Source organism: Amycolatopsis sp. M39 (assembly GCF_001651785.1).
Classification (GTDB): Bacteria; Actinomycetota; Actinomycetes; order Mycobacteriales; family Pseudonocardiaceae; genus Amycolatopsis; species Amycolatopsis rubida.
The window spans coordinates 87,351-108,021 of record NZ_LWSF01000023.1 but is presented as its reverse complement, the minus strand read 5'-3'; the positions used below and the strand labels follow the sequence as shown (position 1 = coordinate 108,021).

At 69.3% G+C, this 20,671-nt stretch carries 16 protein-coding genes; 2 read left to right on the top strand and 14 right to left on the bottom strand.

Annotated elements, in window-relative coordinates:
- Positions 1 to 9: 9 nt before the first annotated feature.
- On the top strand, positions 10 to 1,170 hold the full coding sequence (locus tag A4R44_RS34715; protein ID WP_095213806.1) for an SGNH/GDSL hydrolase family protein: 1,161 nt from the start codon (positions 10 to 12) through the stop codon (positions 1,168 to 1,170).
- Positions 1,171 to 1,197: 27 nt separating this feature from the next.
- Here A4R44_RS34715 and A4R44_RS34710 read toward each other — a convergent pair whose 3' ends face one another.
- The 14 genes from A4R44_RS34710 to A4R44_RS34645 form a co-directional block, all read right to left on the bottom strand.
- The gene (locus A4R44_RS34710) at positions 1,198 to 1,836 is read right to left on the bottom strand and encodes a phosphatase PAP2 family protein (protein ID WP_067590341.1); all 639 of its coding nucleotides are present in this window, start codon (positions 1,834 to 1,836) and stop codon (positions 1,198 to 1,200) included.
- A gap of 8 nt (positions 1,837 to 1,844) precedes the next feature.
- On the bottom strand, positions 1,845 to 3,014 hold the full coding sequence (locus A4R44_RS34705) for a glycosyltransferase family 4 protein (protein ID WP_067590248.1): 1,170 nt from the start codon (positions 3,012 to 3,014) through the stop codon (positions 1,845 to 1,847).
- Positions 3,011 to 4,219: an O-antigen ligase gene (locus A4R44_RS34700; RefSeq protein ID WP_198545549.1), complete on the bottom strand. Its 1,209-nt coding sequence runs from the start codon at positions 4,217 to 4,219 to the stop codon at positions 3,011 to 3,013. The genes A4R44_RS34705 and A4R44_RS34700 overlap by 4 nt, the downstream gene beginning before the upstream one ends.
- A 1-nt stretch (position 4,220) precedes the next feature.
- The gene (locus A4R44_RS34695; protein WP_067590245.1) at positions 4,221 to 5,744 is read right to left on the bottom strand and encodes a right-handed parallel beta-helix repeat-containing protein; all 1,524 of its coding nucleotides are present in this window, start codon (positions 5,742 to 5,744) and stop codon (positions 4,221 to 4,223) included.
- Entirely contained in the window at positions 5,744 to 7,624 is a 1,881-nt protein-coding gene (locus tag A4R44_RS34690) for an alginate lyase family protein (RefSeq protein ID WP_067590242.1), read from the bottom strand. The genes A4R44_RS34695 and A4R44_RS34690 overlap by 1 nt, the downstream gene beginning before the upstream one ends.
- Entirely contained in the window at positions 7,624 to 9,789 is a 2,166-nt protein-coding gene (locus tag A4R44_RS34685; RefSeq protein ID WP_067590239.1) for a bi-domain-containing oxidoreductase, read from the bottom strand. The genes A4R44_RS34690 and A4R44_RS34685 overlap by 1 nt, the downstream gene beginning before the upstream one ends.
- On the bottom strand, positions 9,786 to 11,690 hold the full coding sequence (gene asnB / locus A4R44_RS34680) for an asparagine synthase (glutamine-hydrolyzing) (RefSeq protein WP_067590236.1): 1,905 nt from the start codon (positions 11,688 to 11,690) through the stop codon (positions 9,786 to 9,788). Before asnB ends, A4R44_RS34685 begins: the two co-directional genes overlap by 4 nt.
- 14 nt (positions 11,691 to 11,704) lie before the next feature.
- Positions 11,705 to 13,285: a Wzz/FepE/Etk N-terminal domain-containing protein gene (locus tag A4R44_RS34675; protein WP_067590233.1), complete on the bottom strand. Its 1,581-nt coding sequence runs from the start codon at positions 13,283 to 13,285 to the stop codon at positions 11,705 to 11,707.
- Positions 13,282 to 14,625, bottom strand: a complete 1,344-nt coding sequence (locus tag A4R44_RS34670; protein ID WP_067590230.1) for an exopolysaccharide biosynthesis protein — start codon at positions 14,623 to 14,625, stop codon at positions 13,282 to 13,284. The genes A4R44_RS34675 and A4R44_RS34670 overlap by 4 nt, the downstream gene beginning before the upstream one ends.
- A 107-nt stretch (positions 14,626 to 14,732) precedes the next feature.
- Entirely contained in the window at positions 14,733 to 15,899 is a 1,167-nt protein-coding gene (locus tag A4R44_RS34665) for a glycosyltransferase family 4 protein (RefSeq protein WP_232791904.1), read from the bottom strand.
- A gap of 37 nt (positions 15,900 to 15,936) precedes the next feature.
- Positions 15,937 to 17,271: a nucleotide sugar dehydrogenase gene (locus A4R44_RS34660; protein WP_067590334.1), complete on the bottom strand. Its 1,335-nt coding sequence runs from the start codon at positions 17,269 to 17,271 to the stop codon at positions 15,937 to 15,939.
- A 220-nt stretch (positions 17,272 to 17,491) separates the two neighbouring features.
- The gene (locus A4R44_RS34655) at positions 17,492 to 18,178 is read right to left on the bottom strand and encodes a glycoside hydrolase family 75 protein (RefSeq protein ID WP_067590227.1); all 687 of its coding nucleotides are present in this window, start codon (positions 18,176 to 18,178) and stop codon (positions 17,492 to 17,494) included.
- 200 nt (positions 18,179 to 18,378) lie between these two features.
- Positions 18,379 to 19,011 (bottom strand): polysaccharide deacetylase family protein, encoded by a 633-nt coding sequence (locus A4R44_RS34650; RefSeq protein WP_067590224.1) that lies wholly within the window; start codon positions 19,009 to 19,011, stop codon positions 18,379 to 18,381.
- Positions 19,012 to 19,189: 178 nt separating this feature from the next.
- Positions 19,190 to 19,651, bottom strand: a complete 462-nt coding sequence (locus A4R44_RS34645) for a CGNR zinc finger domain-containing protein (protein ID WP_067590221.1) — start codon at positions 19,649 to 19,651, stop codon at positions 19,190 to 19,192.
- Between the two features lie 96 nt (positions 19,652 to 19,747).
- Here A4R44_RS34645 and A4R44_RS34640 point away from each other — a divergent pair, with 96 nt between their 5' ends.
- Positions 19,748 to 20,608, top strand: a complete 861-nt coding sequence (locus A4R44_RS34640; RefSeq protein WP_067590218.1) for an alpha/beta fold hydrolase — start codon at positions 19,748 to 19,750, stop codon at positions 20,606 to 20,608.
- Positions 20,609 to 20,671 lie beyond the last annotated feature (63 nt).

The window sequence follows — 20,671 nt, the reverse complement described above, 5'->3', positions numbered from 1 at the left end:
GTGGACATCATGGAAAACCACTGGATCGCTGCCTGGGGCACCGCGCAGCAGCTGGCGACGGCGGCCGAGTCCGGCGGCGGGCCGGAAATGCCCGACGAGGCACCGCCGGACTTCGGCACCACCCCGGAAACGGTGAGCGCGCAAACCGTGCGCATGGTGGCGCGTTCGACCGTCGGCGGCACCGCCGTGCGCGTCGCCCTTTCAAACTCCTTCGGCCACCCGCCGGTCCGCATCGGTGCCGCTTTCCTCGACGGCACCCAGCTCACCTTCAGCGACCGTCCCGAGGTGGTCCTGCCGACCGGCGCGCAGATCTACAGCGACCCGGTCGAGTACCCCGTGTCCCCGCAGACTGACCTGGCTGTCTCGCTGTATCTCCCCGGCGAGAAGGTCACCCCGACGGTCCACGAGGTCGGACTCCGCACGGCGTGGCTCGCCCCAGGCGACCAAACCGCCTCGACGGACTTGCGGGACGCCACCGAGTTCCAGTCGTACCTGTGGCTCACCGGCATCGACGTGCTCGCGCCGCGCACCGCCGCCGCCGTCATCGCCTTCGGTGACTCCCTTGTGGACGGTATGGAGACCACGCCCGGCACCGACGCACCCTGGCCCTCGGTCCTCGCCCGCCGGTTCGCTTCCGATTTTCCGCCCCGCGCGGTGGTCAACATGGGCATCTCCGGCAACCGCGTCCTGCGCGAGAGCGACGGCATGGGCACCAGCGCGCTGGCCCGCTTCGACCGCGACGTGCTGGCCCGCCCCGGCGCCCGCTGGATCATCCTGTCCGAGGGCGGGAACGACCTGATTTTCGGTTCCCTGCCGGGAATGGCGGACAGCGAACAGGCCACCGCGGCCGACCTCGTCGACGGCTACCGCCTGCTGCTCACCCGGGCGCGGCTGCACGGCCTGCGGGTCGTCGGCTGCACGCTGCCGCCGATCGGCGGTTCCCCGGTCTTCACTCAAGAGTTCGAGGACGCCCGCCAGCAGGTGAACCGCTGGATCCGCGACAGCGGCGAGTTCGACGCGGTCACCGACCTGGACGCGGCGCTGCGCGACCCCGCCGAGCCGACGAAAATGCGCGCCGGGCTGGTCTCCGCCGACGGAGTCCACCCGACCGACGCCGGGCACGCGGCGATCGCCGAGTCCTTCGACCTGGAGCTGTTCCGGCACGCCTGACCAGCCGTGCGGGGAACCACACCGCGGTCAGCGGGCGGCGATGCGGTCGATCCAGCAGGCGGTGACCGGCACGATCGCCAGCGCCGCCGCGAAGCCGCCGATCGTGTCGGTCGGGTAGTGCGCGCCCAGCCCGACCTCGGCCCACGCCATCAGGAATCCGCAGACCAGGGCGAGCCCCAGCGTCCTCGCCACTGCCGCGACCCGGCCCGACCGCCCGGCCAGAACGTAAGCCCCGGTCAACGCCAGCGCGGTCGCGAAAGCGGTGTGGCCGCTGGGGAACGACAGATAACTCCCGTGAATCGTCCGGCCGGTCAGCGGCTTCAGCACCGAAGTCACCGCCACCGTCAGCCCGCAGCCGACCACCGCCAGCGCCGCTGTCCGCAGGCGGTGCGTCAGCAGGCAACCGCCGATCACCAGTACCAGGATCAGCAGCGCGCCCAGCGGTTCGCCGCAGAAGTCGATCGCCGTCGCGAAGTACCACCACGGGTCGGGCACCAGATCCGGGCCGGGCAGGAGCGGGGCGTCGAACGCGCTCGGCACCGAGTGCCCGGCGAAGCGCAGGCCCAGCGCGATCAGCGCCAGGACGCCGAGCGCGGCCAGTACCAGCGAAGGCGTGCGCAGAACGATCGGAAGCGCCCGGGGCGAGGTCTTCAGTCGATCGCGCACAGCTTCCTTCATACCGTGGAAATCGCTTCCTCGTAGCCTTCGAGCAGCCGTTTCAGCCCCACGTCCGGGGTGAAGTCCGCCTCGTACCGCTGGCGCGCGGCCTCGCCCATCCTCCGGTTCAGCTCCGGGTCCAGCACGTCGGCCAAAACCGAGGCCAGCGCCGCCGCGTCCCCGGGAGTGTGCAGCAGGCCGGTGACGCCGTCGGTGACCAGCTCCTCGAACGCTCCGTGCGCGGGCGCGACCGTCGGCACCCCGGCGGCCATCGCCTCCACCACTACGAGACCGAACGCCTCCAGCCACGTCGAGGGCACCACGACCGCCGCCGCTCGGGCGATCAGTTCCTGGCACGAAGCCCGGTCCTGGAGGCCGACGTAGGACACGGTGTCCCGTCCGGCGGCCCAGGCCGCGACGTCGTCGGACAGCGGCCCGGTCCCGGCGATCAGCAACGGCAGCTTGCCGGAATACTGCTCCCACGCCGCCTTGAGCAGCGGAATGCCTTTCTCCTCGGTGAGCCGCCCCAGAAACAGGAGGTGCTCGCCCTCGCCGCTGCGCCGTCGGCCCTGGTCTGGGACGAAGTTGTGCTTCACCGTCATTCGCGCGGCGGGCAGGCCCGCGTCCACGAGAAGGCGGCGCTGGGCGGCGGAGATACAGAAGAACCGGGTCACGCCGGTTCGCCAGCGGTCCCGGTTGACCAGCAGGTTTACCGCCATCGGCACGGTCGCGGCGGCTGAGTCGCGGTAGCAGCCGTGCCGGACGGCGGGGACGGGCAGGCCGCCGACGCAGTCGGTGCAGATCCGGCCGTCGCGGTAGAGCGTGCCGGGCGGGCAGACGAGACCGTAGTTGTGCAGGGTCGCGACCACCGGCACCCGCGCGTCTGCGCACGCGGCCAGCACCGACGGCGACAGCAGCGGGAAGGTGTTGTGGACGTGCACGACGTCCGGCCGCTCCCTGCGCAGCTGCGCCAGCAATGCCGTCCGCGACGCGCGGTTCCACGGCACTCGCAACGGCACCAGCGCCTTGCGCGTCAACGGCATCGACGCGATGTCGTCGCTGTGCCGCTCGAACCGCCGCACGTCGATCCCGGCCGAGGTCAGCAGCGAGGCCTCGGCGTCGACCACGTTGTTCTCGCCGCTCGGCTGCTCCGACCGGTAGCGGTTGTGCACCACCAGAACCTTCACGCCAGCTTCTCCCTCGCTGGAGCCTCTCCCGTGGCCAGCAACGACGCGGCGACCGCCAGATGCAGCAGGTACGGCGACGCGTCACCGAGCCCGGCTTCGGTGTAGGACGCGGAAACGCAGTAGGCGATCAGGAAAATCGCGCACGCCCTGGCCAGCGACGGCGGCCGCAGCACCGCGATCGCGACCAGCACCAGCAGGAACGCGGCGACGATCCCGATCCCGACGAAGCCCTGCTCGTGGTAGATCGCCAGCCAGCTGTTGTCGATCGGCAGGCCGTCGTAGGACTTGTCGGTGAGGCCGACGCCGAAGAGGTACTCGAATCCGGTCCGCGGCGCGGACAGCAGCGCGTCCCACACCTTCGCGCGACCGGTCAGGCTGGAGAAATCGTCGGTGCTCTGGCCGCGCAGGAACCACGCCTGCAGCAGGCCGCCGAGCACCAGCGCGGCGAAGCCGGCCACGAGCACGATTCCAGCGAACACCTTCCGCGCCCGCGCGCTGACCAGCCCCTGCGACAGCAGCGCGACGATCAGCCCGGCGACGAGCCCGAGCGTCGCGGTGCGGGTGTGGGTGAGCAGCAGCACCCCGAGCGAAGGCACGACGACGATTAACGCGCTCTTGGCGTCCGTCCGTTTGCCGAGCCACATCAGCACCGCGAGACCCGCGATCACCGCCGCGTACTGGCCGATCTGCGGCGGCGTCAGCGGCCACACCGCGCCGGAAAGGCGGCCGCCGTAGATGTCCGGCATCGCCTTGCCCGGGGCGATCACCAGGCCGAGCACCACCGAAATCAGCACCGCGCCGAACATCCGGATGTGCGCCCGCACGAACGTGAACGACCCGTCCCACCAGCCGCTGAGCAGCCAGAGCGTCGCGACGAACACCGCGAACCGGAAGCACCGGAACAGCGCGCCGAGGCCGGATTCCAGGTCCACGCTGGCCACGATGCTCGTGAGCAGCAGGAAGGACAGGAGCATCAGGTACGCGCTCGGCCGGATCCTGACCCGCAGGTTCAGCACCAGGGCGAGCAGGAACGCGCCCATCAGCGCGCCCATGGTGACCAGCTGGATCACCGCGCGCGGCAACGGGATCACCGTCTGCGCGCCGGTCGAGCCGAGCGTGTTGAGGATCAGCAGCGCCCAAGCCGCGCTTACCGCCTTCGGTGCCGATTTCGTTTCGGCTGGCAGCGTGGCGGTCAATTCGGCCATGTCAGCCACCCCCGTTCGGCTTGTAGCTCGAATTCGCGTCCTGGTGGTACGGCGCGCTCTGCCATTCGCCGATGCCGATGATGTTGCTCATTTCCTTGGCGACGAACGACCACGGCCCGGCGTAAGCATTGTCGCGCCAGGAATTGTCCTGCTGGAACGTGATCGCCTGCTGGATCACCGCACCCTGGTAGGGCGACCAGTCCGGGTAACTGCCGAAATTCGACAGCACGCCCATCCGGCCGCACACTTCTTCGCAGCCGAGCGCCTTCGAGTTGAGCGTGAACTGGTTGTGCTGCACCACGACCCGCTGGGTCTTCCACCGGCAGTCGCCGTACAGCGGTTTCTTCGCGATCGCCGGCGCGGAACAGGTGCTGACATTCGGCACGAGTTTCGTGCACGAGCCGCTGGAGGTGTTGGCCGGGCTGTTGCAGAACCGGTCGGCGTTCTCCCACAGGATGACACCGTTCCAGTTGTCCTGCAGCAGGTTTCCGGAAATGTCCAGGTTGCTCGTGCGGGCCTTCAACCTCGGTTCGCCGCCGGACTCGGAAATGTAGATCGTCGCGGACGGGAACGGGTCGCCCCGGTCGGCGTGCGCACGGCCGTCGGGCAGATTGTTGCGGCGGAACGTGTTGTCGCGGATGATCGCGTTGTAACTGGTCTCGTAAATGATCGCGGCGCTGTCGTTGTTCTCGATCAGGTTGCCCTCGATCAGGAAATCGTTGTTGTTCGTGTCGGCCCACAGCCCGGTGCCGCGGTTGTCGTGGATCCAGTTGCCGACGACGTCCGCGCCGTCCACCGCCCAGAACTTCATGCCGCCGGTGCAGCCGCACTCCGGGACCTTGGCCTCCCAGTTCGCGGTGTTGTTGCCGGTGACCTCGGTGCCGCGCAGCACCAGCCCGGTCACCACCGCGGAGCCGGAGTAGGCGTTCAGGCCGTACTGGCCGTTGCGCCGCAGGCAGCTGTCGAGGATCTGCTGCTTCGGCCCGGCCATCAGCCCGGCCCCGTCGTTGTCCTGCACGGTCAGGTGCTGGATGACCCAGCCGGGGGCCGAATCGTGGTTGACCACGCCCTCGTCGCGCGGCGCGGTGAAGCCCTGCACGGTGAACGAGGCGAGCCGGACGTCCTTGGCCGGGCCGGCGAAGGCGTACCGGTTCTTCTCGCGCCCGTCGAACACCGCGCCCGCAGCGCCGAGGTAGACGTCCCCGTCCTTGGGCCGCACCTGGGCGTACTCGTCGTCGCTGAGCCGGTGCGTGCCGGGAGCGAGCCAGAACGTCGTACCGGCCGGGGAGTTCTTCGTTTTCGCCGACAGATCGTCCACTACCGCCGGATCCACCCGGACGGCCCCGGCGGGCGCGGTCGCCGGACCCGGCGGCAGGTGGTCGCAGACCGCGGCGACCGGCCCCTGCGGCGAAGTCGATCCGGCGGCCGGAGCGGGCACGGCCCCGGACGAGCTGCACGAAGCCAGCGCGAGCGGGAGCAGCACCCCCAGCAGCAAAGTCCTTCGCACGGTGGATCCTCTCGGCATCAGGGCAGGCGGAGCACGGTGGTCAGCGGCCCGGTGACCGGACCGGAGCCGACAAGCGTGGTGGCCGGTTCGCGACGGCCGAAGCCGGGCGAGTACCAGCCCAGCGGCGGATTCGCCTCGCCTCGGTGCGCGGTCCAGGCGAGCTGCGGCGGAAGCTCCATCGTCGCGGTACGGCCGGGCCAGGTGAGCCGCGCGGTGTTTCCGTCCAGCTCGGCATCCAGCAGCGGGCCGAGGTGGAAGGCGAGTTTGGCGGAACCACCGCCGGTCACCTCGTCGACCACGGTCAGCGTCCGGCCGGACAGCTCGACGCTACGGCGGTGCAGTGCCGGGGCGTACCCGTCGTGCTCGGCCTGCCACTGGGCCGGCGTTGCGGCGAGAGTGCGCGACTGCGCGTGCCGGGTCCACAGGAACGGCCCGCCGGAAGTCGATTGGTCGACTCCGCCGAGTTGCAGCGTGTTGTGGCCGAGCGTGGAGCGGAAGTACGCGCGCCACTCGGGTTCGCCGTGGTAGCAGTACGTTCCCGGGTCGGCGAGGAGGTCGACGCCGTCGTGCCGGACCTCGATGGACAACGCGTCGGCGTGCGCGTGCGCCGCGATGGCGAGGAAGCCGTGCGGGCCGCTGTCGCAGCGGCACCAGATCTCCGGGCCGTTGTCGCTGCGCAGGATCGTCATGCCCGCGTCGGCGAAAACCGGTTGCTGACGGGCGTTGTCGAGCTGGGGCACCCGGGAGCGCAAGGCCGCGAACAACGCGGTGCGCACGTCGTCGGCGGGCAGCTTCGGCCACCATTCCTCGCGGCCGAACAGCGCGTCGCCGGTGGCCAGCAGCGAATGCCAGCGGTCGGTATCCGGTCCGTCCACGATCAGGCCGTACCCGTCGTCGGCGTCGCCTTGCCGCGGCGGCCGACCGGAACAGTCCACAATGGCGGCGAGCGCGTCGCACATCGCGCGCAGTTCCAGCCAGGTCGAACGCGGCAGCCGTGGACCGGCTTCCAGCGCGGCGGCGAGGCCCAGCTCCAGCACGAGCCCGTGGTACTCGGTGGCCAGCTCGCGGTTCAGGCCGGAGGTGAAGGTGTTGGCCCGCAGATGAAAGTCCAGCGAGCGGATCGCGTCCGATCGCCACTGGGAAGACTCCGGGTACCAGTCGAACGCGCACGACGCCGCCAGCTGTCCGGCTGCTTCGGCCAGCACGTGGTTGTTGGCCGAAGTGCCCCGGCTCGGGAACGCCGCCAGCCACCGCTGGTGGTGCCAGATCTGCCGCAGCGCTTCGGGATTGTCCTCGAACAGCCCGGGCGCACCGGACCAGCCGTCCAGCAACCGCCGCGCCCACACCCACGACAGCAGCCGGATCCCCAGCTCGATCCCGCTCAGCCAGTGCACGCCGCGCATCGGCGGGTTGGCCGCCCACCAGGACTTCAGCTGGTCGGCCACGCGGTGCGCGTAGCGGTCGTCGCCGGTCATCCGGTACGCCGCGGCCAGCACGGTCAGGTGCTGATGCCGCGAAGGTTCCCAGATCTGCTTGATGTCGCCGATCGCGTTCTCGTCCCGGTACGGGATCTCGAACGAGTACCGGTCCCCCGGCGCGCGACGGCCGGTCTTCGGATCGAACGCCCAGTCCGGCGCGACCAGATCGTCCCGCGCCACCCCGAAGTACTCGGCGTGCCCGTCCATCAGCCGGTCCGCCGCCGCGACCAGCCGGTCCCGTCCGGTCGCTGGCGCCTCCGGCTCGGCGGGCCAGGCCGGGAACGTCCGGGTCGCGGACCAGACCGGCTGCCGCTGGGGTTCGCCGCGCCACCACTGTTTGCGCACGACGTCCCCGACGCGGCCGACGATCTCCGCCGGACCCATCGCGGACAGCCGGCGCAGGTACCAGGACGGGTCCATCACCGCTCCAACCGCACCGGCGCACCGGTTTCGAGGCTGCGGTGCACGGCGAGCGTCGCCAGCGTCGTGGAGACGAGCGAGTCGAGGCTGATCGGCATCGCGACGCCGGTCTTCAACGCGGTGATGAACGCGTCCAGTTCGGCCCGCTGACCCTTGTCGCGGGCCTTCGGCAGCCGCGAGCTGGTCCAGCGCTTGGGCCCGTACACCGAGGCGCGGACGAAATCGTCGAATTTCAGCACCTTGCCGTCGGCGAGCACTTCCAGCGTTTCCTTGGGAAACGAGGTGCTGCCGCTGGTGAGGTAGCTGATCGCCGCGGTGGAGCCGTCGGCGTAGCGCAGCAGCACCTGGAGGTCGTGGTTGCCCGGGGTGCCGGTGGCGTAGACCGAAACCGGGTCGCTGCCGAGGAACCAGCTGACCGTGTCGATGAAGTGCCCGCCCTCGCCGACGAACCGGCTGCCCTCGGAATCGGCCTGGTTGTACCAGCTGTTCGCGTCCAGCCTGCCCGCGTTGACCAGGTACCGCACCGAAGCCGGGCCGACGCGCGGGCCGAACTGGTTCTTCGCCTCGACCAGCAGCGGCGCGAACCGGCGGTTGAACCCGACCTGCAACCGGTTGTTGCCCGATTCCGCCACCGCGTCCACGACGCCGCGCAATTCCTTCTCCGACAACGCGAGCGGCTTCTCCACGAAGACCGCCTTGCCCGCCAGCAGCGCGCGCCGCGTCAGCTCGGCGTGCGAGCTGTGCCGGGTCACCACAAAGACCGTGCTGAGCTGGTCATCCTCCAGCAGCGCGGCGACGTCGGTGCTCGCCGAGACGAACCCGAACTTGCGCTTGGCGTTGGCTCCGGACAGCGCCGACGTGGTGACGACGTCAGTCAGCAGCACGCGCTCGTCCCCGGCCAGGTGCGGGAGGATCATCGACGACGCGTAGTTGCCCGCGCCGATGAACCCGATCCGCAAGTCCCGCAACGGGTTCGGCCGGGTTTCCACCGCTGCCGCCGCCGGCACCGCGGAAACCACGCTTTCGTCCTCGGCGGGCGGCGCGTCCGGGTAGCGGAACAGCACCGCGACCGCCTTCAGCTCGCCCTCGTTGAGCGCCCGGTAGGTCTCGACCGCTCTCGCGAAGTCCGCGGTGTGGCTGATCAGCGGCGTCACGTCGAGCCTGCCCCGTGCGGCCAGGTCGAGGAAGCATTCGAGGTTGCGCCGTTCCGTCCAGCGCACGTAGCCGATCGGATAGTCGCGGCCCGCCAGCTCGTAGGCCGGGTCGTACCGGCCGGGCCCGTAGGACCGGGAGAACCGGACGTCGAGTTCCTTTTCGTAGTAGGCGTTCCACGGCAGGTTCAGCGAGATCTTGCCGATGTCCACCACCCGGCCGCGGTCGCGCGCGAGCCGCGCGGCCAGCTCCACCGGATCGTTCGACGCCCCGCCCGCGGCGAGATACACCTGGTCGACGCCGTGTCCGCCGGACAGCTCGGCCACTGCCTGGTCGATCTCCCCGGACGCCGGATGCCCGCAGGCGAGCGCGCCCAGTTCCCGCGCGAGTTCGCAGCGCTGCGCATCCGGGTCCACGCCGACGACCCGCGCGCCATTCGCCACCAGCAGTTGCACGACCAGCTGTCCGATCAGGCCGAGCCCGATCACCAGCGTGAGGTCACCGAGCTGCGGTTCGCCGCGCCGGACGCCCTGCATCGCGATCGCGCCGACCGTCGCGAACGCCGCCTGCCGCGGCGAAAGCCCGGCCGGCACTTTCGCGTACAGGTTCTTCGGCACCCAGTTCAGCTCGCTGTGCAGCGCATGCTCATTCCCGGCGCACGCCACGAGATCGCCGACCACGACGTCGTCGATGCCCTCGCCGACCTGCTCGACCACACCGCACAGTGAATACCCTAGCGGCGTATAGGAATCGAGCTTCCCGGACACCTTGCGATAAGTCGCGGCGAGCCCGTTGGTCGCGACGCTCTGCATGACCTTCGCGACCTGGTCCGGCCGTGACCGGGCCTTGCCCAGCAGCGACATCCCAGCCTCGGAAACCTTCATCATCTCGGTGCCGGTCGAGATCAGCGAGTACTGGCTGCGGACCAGCACACCGCCCGGCTTGCACGCCGGCACCGGGACGTCGAGCAGGGCCAGTTCGCCGCTCTTGTAGTTCTGCACTACCTGTTTCACTGGACTCCTAGCCGCTCGCCGCGGAGGGCCCCGCGGTACCAGTACTCAAGGGTCAGCACGTGCCAAAGATGTTTCGCGCGGTCCTCGCGCCCGGCGGCGTCCTCGGCCACCAGCCTGCGCAGGGCGTCGCGCTGCAGGAATCCGGACTCGACCAGTACGCCGTCTTCGATGACCTCCCGCACCAGCGGCGCGAGGTCCCGGCTCATCCACGCCCGCAGCGGCGCGCTGAACAAGCCCTTCGGCCGGTACACGATTTCATCGGGCAGGATCGCCGTGGCCGCCTTCTTCAACGCCACCTTGCCTTGGCGGCCGGCGATCTTCTCCCGGCCAGGAACCTGGAACGCCGCCCGGACCACCTCGACGTCCACAAAGGGCGTTCGCACCTCGGTGGAAGCGGCCATGGTGGACCGATCGGTGTAGGTGAGATTCAAGCCGGGCAGGAACATCCGCGCGTCGGCGAGACACATCCGGTTCACCTGGTCGGTCAGTTTCGTGTCGTAGTAGATGTCGGCGTGCTCGGTGAGCACATCATCCACTTCGGACTGAAGATCCGGTGAGACCAGGTCGAGCAGTTCGGCCCGGTCGTACATGGTGTAGCTGCGCCGGAACGCCGTTTCCTCCGGAAGGTCCGCGAAGGACAGGAACCGCTTCGCGAACCGCACCGACCGGTAGCCGCGGGTGGACGACGCGACCGGCAGCCGGCCGACCGCCGCCCCGATCGCCCGGCGAGCCACCCCGGGCACCCGTCGGTAGCGCAACGCCAGCAGATTCGCCACATGCTTGCGGTACCCGGCGAACAGTTCGTCCGCGCCCATCCCGGACAGCAGCACCTTCACGCCGGCCTCGCGGGCCGCCGTGCAGATCAGGTACGAGTTGATCGCCGCCGGGTCGCCGATCGGTTCGTCCAGGTGGTGCGTCATCCGCGGCAGCAGATCCTGCACGTCCGGCGCGATCTCGATCTCGTGCAGGTCCACGCCGAACTGGCGGGCCACGATCCGCGCGTAACGGAGATCGTCCGGCATTGCCTCGAATTTCGCGTCCTCGGGACGGAAACCGATCGTGTAAGCCGAAATTCCCGGTTGCTCGCGCGCGGCCAGCGCGGTGAGGTAGCTGGAGTCGAGACCGCCGGAGAGGAAGGTCGCCACCGGGACGTCGGACAGCAGGTGCTTGCGAGTGGATTCCTCGACGACCGCGTGCAGGTCGACCTCGCCGCGATACGCCGCGCCTTCCTCGGCGACCTCGCGGAGCGACCAGTAAGTCCCGGCGTCCGTGCTGCCGTCCGGCCGGAACCGCAGCCACGTGCCTGGCGGCAGTTTTTCCGCCTCGCGGTAGGCACAACGGCTGTCGGGGACCCAGTAGTACAGCAGCGACGCGATCATCGCCGCCTGATCGACGTTCAGGGTGTCGCCGAGTTCGCGAGCCAGCGCTTTCAGCTCCGACGCGAACACGACCCCGCCTCCGCGCCGCACGAAGAACAACGGCTTGATGCCCAGCTGGTCCCGCACGAGGACCAGCTCACCGGTGCGTTCGTCGTACACCGCGAAGGCGAACATTCCGCGCAGCCGCGGCAGGCAGTCCGTGCCCCATTCCCGCCAGGCCCGCAGCAGCACCTCGGTGTCGGAGGTGCCGCGGAACCGGACCCCGGCGGCTTCGAGTTCGGCCCGCAGCTCCGGCGCGTTGTACAGCTCGCCGTTGTAGGTCAGGGCGATACCCTCGGCTGTCATCGGCTGCGCGCCCGTTTCCGACAGGTCCACAATGGACAGCCTCCGGTGTCCTAAGTGGACATCACGGTGGTCGTAGCGGCCGTCGCCGTCCGGGCCCCGGTGCGCGAGGCACTGGGTGAGCCGGTCGGTGAGCGGGCCGCCCTCCGGCCAGCTGTACGCGCCCGCGATGCCGCACATGCGCCTGGTTCCCCCTAGCTTTCCTGAACGGGTTTGAGCCGTCTCGTCGGCGCGTCCGGGTCCACCGGCGGACGGGTCCGGTCGAGCGGGCGAAACCGGCGGCCGGGCTTCACCGGCCACTCGATCGGCTTGGTTTCGTCGCGCAGCTCCAGCTCGACCACCTCGTCCTGTTTCCTCGCGACCACTGCCGCGCGCCCGCGCAACGCCGTGTGCAGCCCGTCCCAGAGCGTGCCGTCGGTGTGGTCCGTCGGATCCGGATCGACCAGCACCACGCCGAGGATCGGCACGCCGCAGTCGGCGAGCTGCCGCGCGACGGTGTGCAGCCACTGCGTGTTCGCGAACCCGGCGCGCACCACCAGCACAGTCTCCGCACCGAGCGCCGACAGGTCGGTCCACGCCGTGCCCGGGGCAGCCGTGCCGACCCCGACCCGGCGCGCCGCCCGCGCCACCGCGGGGTCACCGGCCTCGACGACCTGGACGGTCCCCTCCACCGGCAGCTTCGACACGTCCTTGCCCGGCAGGTCGTCCACGAGCACCACCGGCCCGTCCTCGGCCAGCGACCGGCCGAGTTCCACCGCCAGCTCCGCCGCGGTCGCGGCCGCGCCGATCTCCAGCAGCGACAGCGAAGCCCGGTCCTCCCGCGCCGCCCGCGCGAGCGTGAGCGCGACCCGGCTGGACTCGGTCACCGCCTTCGACCGCCGCCACAGCTTCGCCGGGCCGATCGGCTTCACGCCGACCTGCGCGATCACCGAAGCCCCGAGGTGCTGCGAAATTTCGCGGCGCAAGACCGGCCGGTCCCGGACCAACGCGGTCACCGCGGCGAACGCGAGCCCGAGTGCGAGACCCAACGCCAGCCCGACGCCGGCGGGCGTGCCGTAGGCCTTCAGCTTGGACACCGGCTCGATCGCCGGCGCGTCGACGATCTGCGTCCCGGCGATGACCTCCGGCGACCCGATCCCGGCCTGCTGCGCCTGGTTCTGCAGATCGGCGATCTTCGACACCAGGTTCGCGCGCTGGGTGTAGAGCTGCTCCAGTGCACCCGCGTTGGAGTTGCGTCCCTTCCCGACCTCAGCCGCCGCCTGGTTGTCGATGTCCGCCAGCTGCGCCTGTGCCTGATCCCGCTGCTGCAGCAACGCCTTCGAACGGCCGGTCGCGGCTGCTTGCGTGCGCTGCGTGTGGTCGGCGATGAACGCGTCCGCGAGCGCCTTGGCCTTCGCGACTGCGTCGTCCTTCGTCTTCGCCTTGACCGTCACCTGCATGACGTTGTTGGTAAGCCCGAGCCCGGCGTAATCCTTCAGGAAGTCCGACGGCGATTCGGTGCTGTTGATCCGCTTCAGCGCGGCCGCCGCCATGTTCGCCGTCGACAGCACGGCGACGTCGGTGCGCATCAGCGTGCCGCTGTCGGTCGGCGAATCGTCCGGGTGGATCACCATGATCTTCGTGACCGCGGTGGGCGGCGCGGGCAGGAAGACCGCCACCGCACCGCCGAGAATCAGCCCGGCCAGCGCCGTCGTCAGCCAGAACCGCCGCTTGCGCCGCAGCGCGACCACCAGCCGCTGAAGATCGACCAGCGGCTGGACCTGTCCCGCGCTCATCGCGCACCCGCCAGCTCGTCGGTGCGCTGCTTGGCGGCCGGCTGGTGCTTCGTCCCGCCCGCAAGATGGACTTCCCGGGCCAGCACGGCACCGAGAATTTCGTGCCCGGCGTCCGAGCAAGCCTCCGAAATCGAAACCAGTTCCCACGCGTTGCGCGAGCCGAGCGACACCACCACGAGCACACCTGCCGTTCCGTCCGGCACGATCGGTTGCGCCCCGGGCACCACCTCGATTTCGGTCACCGCGACCTCGACCCGAATCCGGTCGCCGCGCGCGGCGTCAGCGAACTGCTCCACGACCTTCCGCGCCGAGGCATCCCCGCGCGGAACAAGAATCAGCAGCCGCAGCACTCCGTCACGATCCGCGCCTAGCCGCGCGAGCACGCGGCGGTACCGCACCTCGCGTGCCGCGTCGTCCGCCGATGCCGCCACCTCCGGCAGATTCCACGGCCGGTCGTTCCCGACGGCCTTCCGCCACCACTTCGCCGGTGCGTCCGAGCCCGCCGGGATGTCGATGCTCGCCAGCACCGGAGCACCGAGCGCGGCACCGATTTCGCCTTCGGCGCGCGGCCTCCGGTCGGTCCTCGCGCCGAACAGGTAGGCCAGGATCCCGAGCACGAAGAACAACACCGCGCCGCCGACTGTCAACTGCGGGAAGGTCGGCGCGGACGGCGAAGACGGCCGTTCGGACGGGCCGAGCACGACCATGTTGCCCGCGCCGGTCGCCGCGTCCGCCGCGTTGAGGTTGTTGACCGCCTGCTCCAGCGCCGTCCGCAAGCCCTGCAACGTCGTGCGGGCTTGCACCCCCTCGACGGTGTCGCCGGTTTCCACGGACTTCGACAGATCGAGGATCCGCTGGTTGGTCTGCGTGATCTGCTGCCGCAGCGCTTCCTTCTGCTGTTGCGCCAGTTGCGCGGCCTGATCGGCGGAATTTCCGAGCAATTGCGTCGAATACTTCACGAACTCGCCCGCGACCTGATCGGCCAGCTGCTGCGAGCGCTCCGGGCTGGAGCCTTTCGCGGTAATCGTCACGACATTGCCCTGCGCGACGGACGCGCCGACCGATTTCTGCAAATCCGTCCCGCGAATCCCGAGGCCCAGCGCCGCCGACGCCCGGTCCAGCACGACCGAACTCGTCGCCACCTGCGCCTGGGTCAGCAGTTCGTCCGGCTGCCGCGGTCCCTGCAGCAACACACTGGCCTGCGCCTCGTAACCCGGCGACAACACGGCGGAAGCCCCGGCCCCGACACCCGCGCCGACCACCGCGAGCAGCAGCAACGCTCGCCATCGCCGTCGCACGACCTTCCCCGCGACGGAGAGGCGTATTGTTTCGTCACTCAAAACCAGGTCTCCCCTCACGGGCCGACGCACGGGTCATTGACCCCGTCGCGGCACCGCACCGGTTGGTTACACCATCCGGCCGAACCTTGTTCGAAACGCGACCCAGCTCAACCCAGCGCACGCTCGTACGCCTTGATCAACGCCGCCTGGGAATTGCCCCAGGCGAGCGGTCCGCGCACGCGCTGCTTGCCGCACTCGCCCATGCGTTCCCGCTGCTCCGGGTCGTCCAGAAGCACGGCGACGAGCTTCGCGAACTCCGCGACGTCGTTGGCCGGGGCGTACAGCGCCGCCTCGCCCGCCGACACCCGCGCCTCGCGCAATTCGAACGACACCATCGGTTTGCCCATGGCCATGTACTCCATGACCTTGTTCATCGTCGACACGTCGTTGAGCGGGTTGAGCGGATCCGGCGAAAGGCACACGTCGGCCGCGGACAAATACCGCAGCAGATCCTCGTCCGGCACCCGGCCGGTGAATTCCACCTGTCCGGACAATCCGAGCCGATGCGACAAGGCGACCATCTCGTCGAACGTGTCGCCCGCGCCGACGAACACCGCGTGCCAGTCGTCGCGGCCCACCTCGTCGCGCAGGGAAGCGAGCGCGCGCAGAGCGTAGTCCACGCCGTCCTGCGGACCCATCACGCCGAGGTAGCACAGCAGATTCGGCTTGCCGCGCTTGAGTTCCGGCTCCACCGGCACCTCGTGGAACCGCTCCACGACCGGCGCGCTGCGGACCACGAACACGTCCTCGGGCCGCTTGCCGCCGCGGATCCGCGCGACCTGCCGGTAGCTCTCGTTGGTGGAGAGCACGACATCCGCGGCGCGATACGTGGAGCGTTCCAACGCACAAACTCCGCGGTAAAGGAAATCCTGCCCGCGGTCGAAGCGCGACAAGTACAGTTCCGGCACCAGGTCGTGCTGATCGAAAATGACCTTCGCGCCCCGTCTTCGCAGCATCCGGGCGACGAGAAAGAGCAGATCCGGCGGGTTGCAGGCGTGCACGACATCGACCCGGCCGATCTTGCGGGCGAGCCGGACCGTGTGCCACAGCGCGGATCCGTACTCGCGCGCGTACCCGGCGGGCCCGCCGGTCGCCGCCCGCAGCGGATACCGGTGGATATGCACGCCGTCGAGCACGACCTCGGCTTCGGTGTCCCGTTTCGTGCCCTGCGGGCAAATCACGTGCGCCGTCATCCCGGCGTCGCGCAGCGTCTGGCATTCCTGCCACACGCGCCGGTCGAACGGCACCGACAGATTCTCCACGAGAATCAGCACGATCCGGTTCCGCAGGATTTCGTTTTCGGAAAAGCCTTCACCAGGCAAGGCCGACGTACCCCTCTTCCGCCCGGCGCGCCGCGGCGTCCGGGACGCGGACCAGATCGACCAGCACCGGCCCGCTGCCGTGCGGCAGAGCGGCCAGCACCTCCGGGTCCGAGGTGCCGATCAAGCACACCTCGGCGTGGTCGAGCACCTCCCGCACCGACCCGGCGAGCAGCTGGCCGAGGTGCGGCAGGCGGCTTTCGATGTACTCGCGGTTGGCCCCCATCAGCCGCGACAGGCTGACGTTGGCGTCGTGGATCTTGAGGTCGTATCCCTTGCCGAGCAACCGTTCCGCGAGTTCGACCAGCGGACTCTCGCGCAGGTCGTCGGTGCCCGGTTTGAACGACAGCCCGAACAGCCCGACCTTGCGTTTCCCGGTTCGCGCGACCAGTTCGAAGGCGCGGTGGAGATGTTCGGCATTCGACGGCAGCACGTGGGCGAGCAACGGCACCGAGACGTCCGCCTGCCGCGCGGCGTGGACCAGCCCGCGCAGGTCCTTCGGCAGGCACGAGCCGCCGAACGCGAACCCGGGCCGCAGGTACGCCGGGCTGATGTTGAGCTTGCGATCGGCCAGGAACACATCCATCACCTGGTGCGAATCGAGCCCGAGCGCACGGCAGATCGCGCCGAGTTCGTTCGCGAAACCGATCTTCACGCCATGGAAAGCGTTGTCCGCGTACTTCGTCATCTCCGCGACCGGGATCGGCACGCGGAACACGTCGCCGGGCAGCCCCTGGTACAGCTTCGCCACGACGTCGCCGCTGCCCGGATCGAACTCGCCGATCACCGTTTTCGGCGGCTGGAAGAAGTCGCGGACGCTGGTGCCCTCGCGCAGGAATTCCGGGTTCACCGCGACACCGAAGTCGACCCCCGCGGTACCGCCGCTGTGCTTTTCCAAGATCGGCACGAGCAACCCGAGACAGGTGCCGGGCAGCATCGTGCTCCGGAACACCACAGTGTGCCGAGACTCGTTGTCGCCCAATGCTTTTCGTTCTTTTAACGCAGCACCGATCTCCTCGGCGACGCGCTGCAGGTACTCGGTGGAAAGACTCCCGTTGGGCGCGGACGGCGTACCGACGCACACCAGGGAAACGTCCGTCGCGAGGATCGCTTCGGCCACCTCGGTGGTCGCCCGCAACGCACCGGACGCGACCACCTCCGCGGTCAGCTCCCCGATCCGTTCCTCGACCACCGGGGCCTTGCCGGCCCTCACGAGATCCACCTTCGCCGGATTGACGTCCACTCCGACGACCTCGTGGCCTTGTCCCGCCAGGCAAGCCGCGGACACGCACCCGACGTACCCCAGCCCGAAGACGCTGATCTTCACAACGAAACCTCCGCCCGACCGCTCGCTGCTCATTGGTCGGAGCGCGGACGGGCTTCGTTACCGGTTCCGCATAACAAGGCGGGAACCCGGTTCCTGACCCGGATTCCCGCCCTGCGCCGCCCACCGGCCCGGCGGTTACCCCATCCGGCCGTATCGGCAGGGGAATTTGCCCACGGTTATCCGAAAAGGGCAGTGATTGCCTTCCGAGGCTTCGAAAAATTCAGTGTCCGCCGACGAACGCAGTGGCCAGCTTTTCACCCGTGCTCGTGGCCGCGGCGTGGTCCTCGATCGGATTCACCGCCGAGTCCTTGAAGCACACGTAGGTGACGCCGGAGTCGGCTCCGCCATTCTTCGGGTCCGGGTTGATGCCGAGATCCTTGGCCGTCGCATACGACGCCTCGCCGATGATCTTGTTCGGCCCGGTGTCCCCGATGACCGCGTACTCGACCTTGCCGTGGTAGATCACCGCGCACGAACCGCCGCCGCGAAGGCCGGAGTTTTCGTAGTTCCAGATACTGCTCGAACCAGGGACGACGAGGTAGGGCAGCTTGGCGGCATTGAGCGGTTTCCCGTCGGATTGCGGGAAGGCGGTGTCGGGGAGGAAACAGCAGTCGGTGTTCTCGTTGCACTCGGCGGTGCGCTGGCCGTCGCAGTCGATGTCCATGTCGGCTTTCCAGAAGACCGCCTTCCCCGCGTCGCAGACCGGGACGGTCGCGCTGCCGGAGTCTTCGTCGGTTTTGTATGTGCCGGAGGAGATCTGTTTGCAGGACGCCACCCTGGCGAGAATTTGGTCCGCGGTGGGGCCCGCCTGAACCGCTTCCGTCGCGGTGGTCGCCGCGGAAGCGATCGCGGTGGGCAGGACGGCGGCGGCTATCGCCAGAATCGCGAGCAGGACGACTTTCCGCATCGACGCTCCCTGTTTATTAGGAAACTTTCCTTACGGCGGCGCGCGTTCAGGATGCCGCCGAACGGAGGCGGTCACAACCCGCCACAAGAGGGTGTTTTTTCCCGCCGAAGCAAGCAGTCCGTGAAGACTCACCCGAATCGAGGGCCCCTGCCGGAATCCAAGTCCGCGAACGAGCCCTTCCCGGACCGGCCGCGGGCGGGTTAGCGCCCAGGCCGAGACGCCCAGCGTCCGGGGAATCGACGCGGCCGGCGGCTCACTGCCTCGGCCCATCGCGAGTTCAGATCCGACCGGATCTCCGTCCGCGACCGCACCAGCGCCGCCCCGCGCACGCCGCCGACATTCGCGTACACCCGCGTCGCACCGGCCTCGCGCAAATGCGTCAGCACCCGCCGGTCGAATCGGCCCTCCGGCAGCGAAAACCGCCGCACCGGCGTCCCGCTCAGCTGCTCCAGCAACCGCGGCGCCTCGTCCAGCTCCCGGCGCACCGCGAAAGAACCGTCGAACCGCCGCCAGTCCAACCGGTCCCAGCCGTGCGACCCGACGTGCATCCCCGCGTCCACCAGTTGCCGCAGCCCGCCTCGGTCGACGTACCCGCGCTCGCCGACCCGGCCGGCCAACGGGAAGAACTCGGCGTAAAGCCCGCGCTCGACCAGCCGCGGCAACGCGATCTCGACATCTGAGGAGTTCCCGTCGTCGAACGTGAGCTGCGCTCCGCTGCCCGAAACGACGTCCAGGAGCGCGTCGAACTGCTCCACGGTGATCCACCGCTCGTCCTCGCCGGGATCGAGCGCCCGCTGGGGCTTCCCTATGCCGTGCACCGCAAAGGTGATCATCCGCGCCTCCCGTCCGAAGTACCGTACCCGATTAATCGGATTCGCAAACGGAGTAGTTACCGGCGCTTATCCCATGGTCAACAGTGCATTTCCAGCCCAGACTAAACACTCCCGCAGGAAAATCGGAATACGTCCACACTCGCAGACAGCTGCTATCTTCACACGTTTGGGTGAAGATTCAATGATTCCGTTGATAGTGCCGCCGAGCCTTCTCCCGGTTGCCGCAAGCCGCCATCGAACACCAGCGCGCGCGATTGGCCCGGCTGCGATCGAGCAGGAACAGCTGGCACTCGTCGTTGGCGCAGGCCCGCAACCGTCCAGGAAGGTCCTTTTCGAGCGCCGCCCAGTCCAAAACCGCTTCGACGGCCAACCGAGCATGCGGCGGCGCCTCCACTGACCAGTGCAGCCCTTCCGCGGATACTCCCGGAACCTGCCGCACCCCGTCGAGAAGCGGACGCAACACGACCGGCGAACTGCCCCCGCGCACGACGTCGCGCAGGAGATCTCGCGCCCGGCGCAGCAGCTCCAGCTCCGCGGCGCTTCCGTCCCCGCCGTGCTCCCGCGCCCACGGCCTGTCCAGCGCGTCCCGTTCCTCGCCGTTGATCAGCGGCCTGCTGTTGAGCAGGTCGAGCACGTCCATCGAAGCTCCTAACCAGATCGAACCCTTTGACAGGTTAACCCGGCCATGCTTCCATGGCGAGCACCTAACCAGATCAAAACATCAAAGGGGTTAGTCATGATCCAGCACCGGACGACCGCCGTCGACGGCCACGAGCTCTTCTACCGCGAAGCCGGTCCCGCCGACGCCCCCGCGATCGTCCTGCTGCACGGGTACCCGACCAGCTCGTTCATGTTCCGGAATCTCATCCCGCTGCTGGCCGGCCGCTACCGCGTGATCGCGCCGGACCACCTGGGCTTCGGCCACTCCGCCGCTCCTTCAGCCGACGAGTTCGACTACACCTTCGACGCACTCGCCGACCTCACGTCCGGCCTGCTCGACCAGCTCGGCCTGGACCGCTACGCGGTTTACGTCCAGGACTACGGCGCCCCGATCGCCTGGCGGCTCGCGCTCAAGCACCCCGGCCGGATCTCCGCGATCGTCACGCAGAACGGCAACGGATACGAGGAAGGCTTCGTCGACTCGTTCTGGACCGGCCTCTGGGCCTACGGCGCGAACCCCGGCCCGGACACCGAACCGGCCGTCCGCGCCGCACTGAGCTACGACGCCATCCGCTGGCAGTACCTGCACGGCGTCCCCGACCCGAGCCTGGTCAGCCCGGACACCTGGGAGCACGACCACGCCCGGGTTTCCCGCCCCGGCAACGACGAAATCCAGCTCGCGCTCTTCCGCGACTACCAGAACAACCGCCCGCTTTACCCGCGGCTGCACGAATTCCTGCGCACCCACGACGTCCCGATGCTCGCTGTGTGGGGCCGGGGCGACGAGATCTTCGGCCCGGCCGGTGCGGAGGCCTTCGCCCGCGACGCCGGTGACATCGAAGTGCACCTCATCGACGGCGGCCACTTCCTGCTGGAAAGCCATCTCGACGTCGTCGCGGGCTACTTGCACGGCTTCCTCGGCCGGGTACTGAAGTAGCCGGGCTGCCCGGCACCCTCGCGAACGAGCCGCCGACCCGGCCCATCCGTACCGCCACCGAGT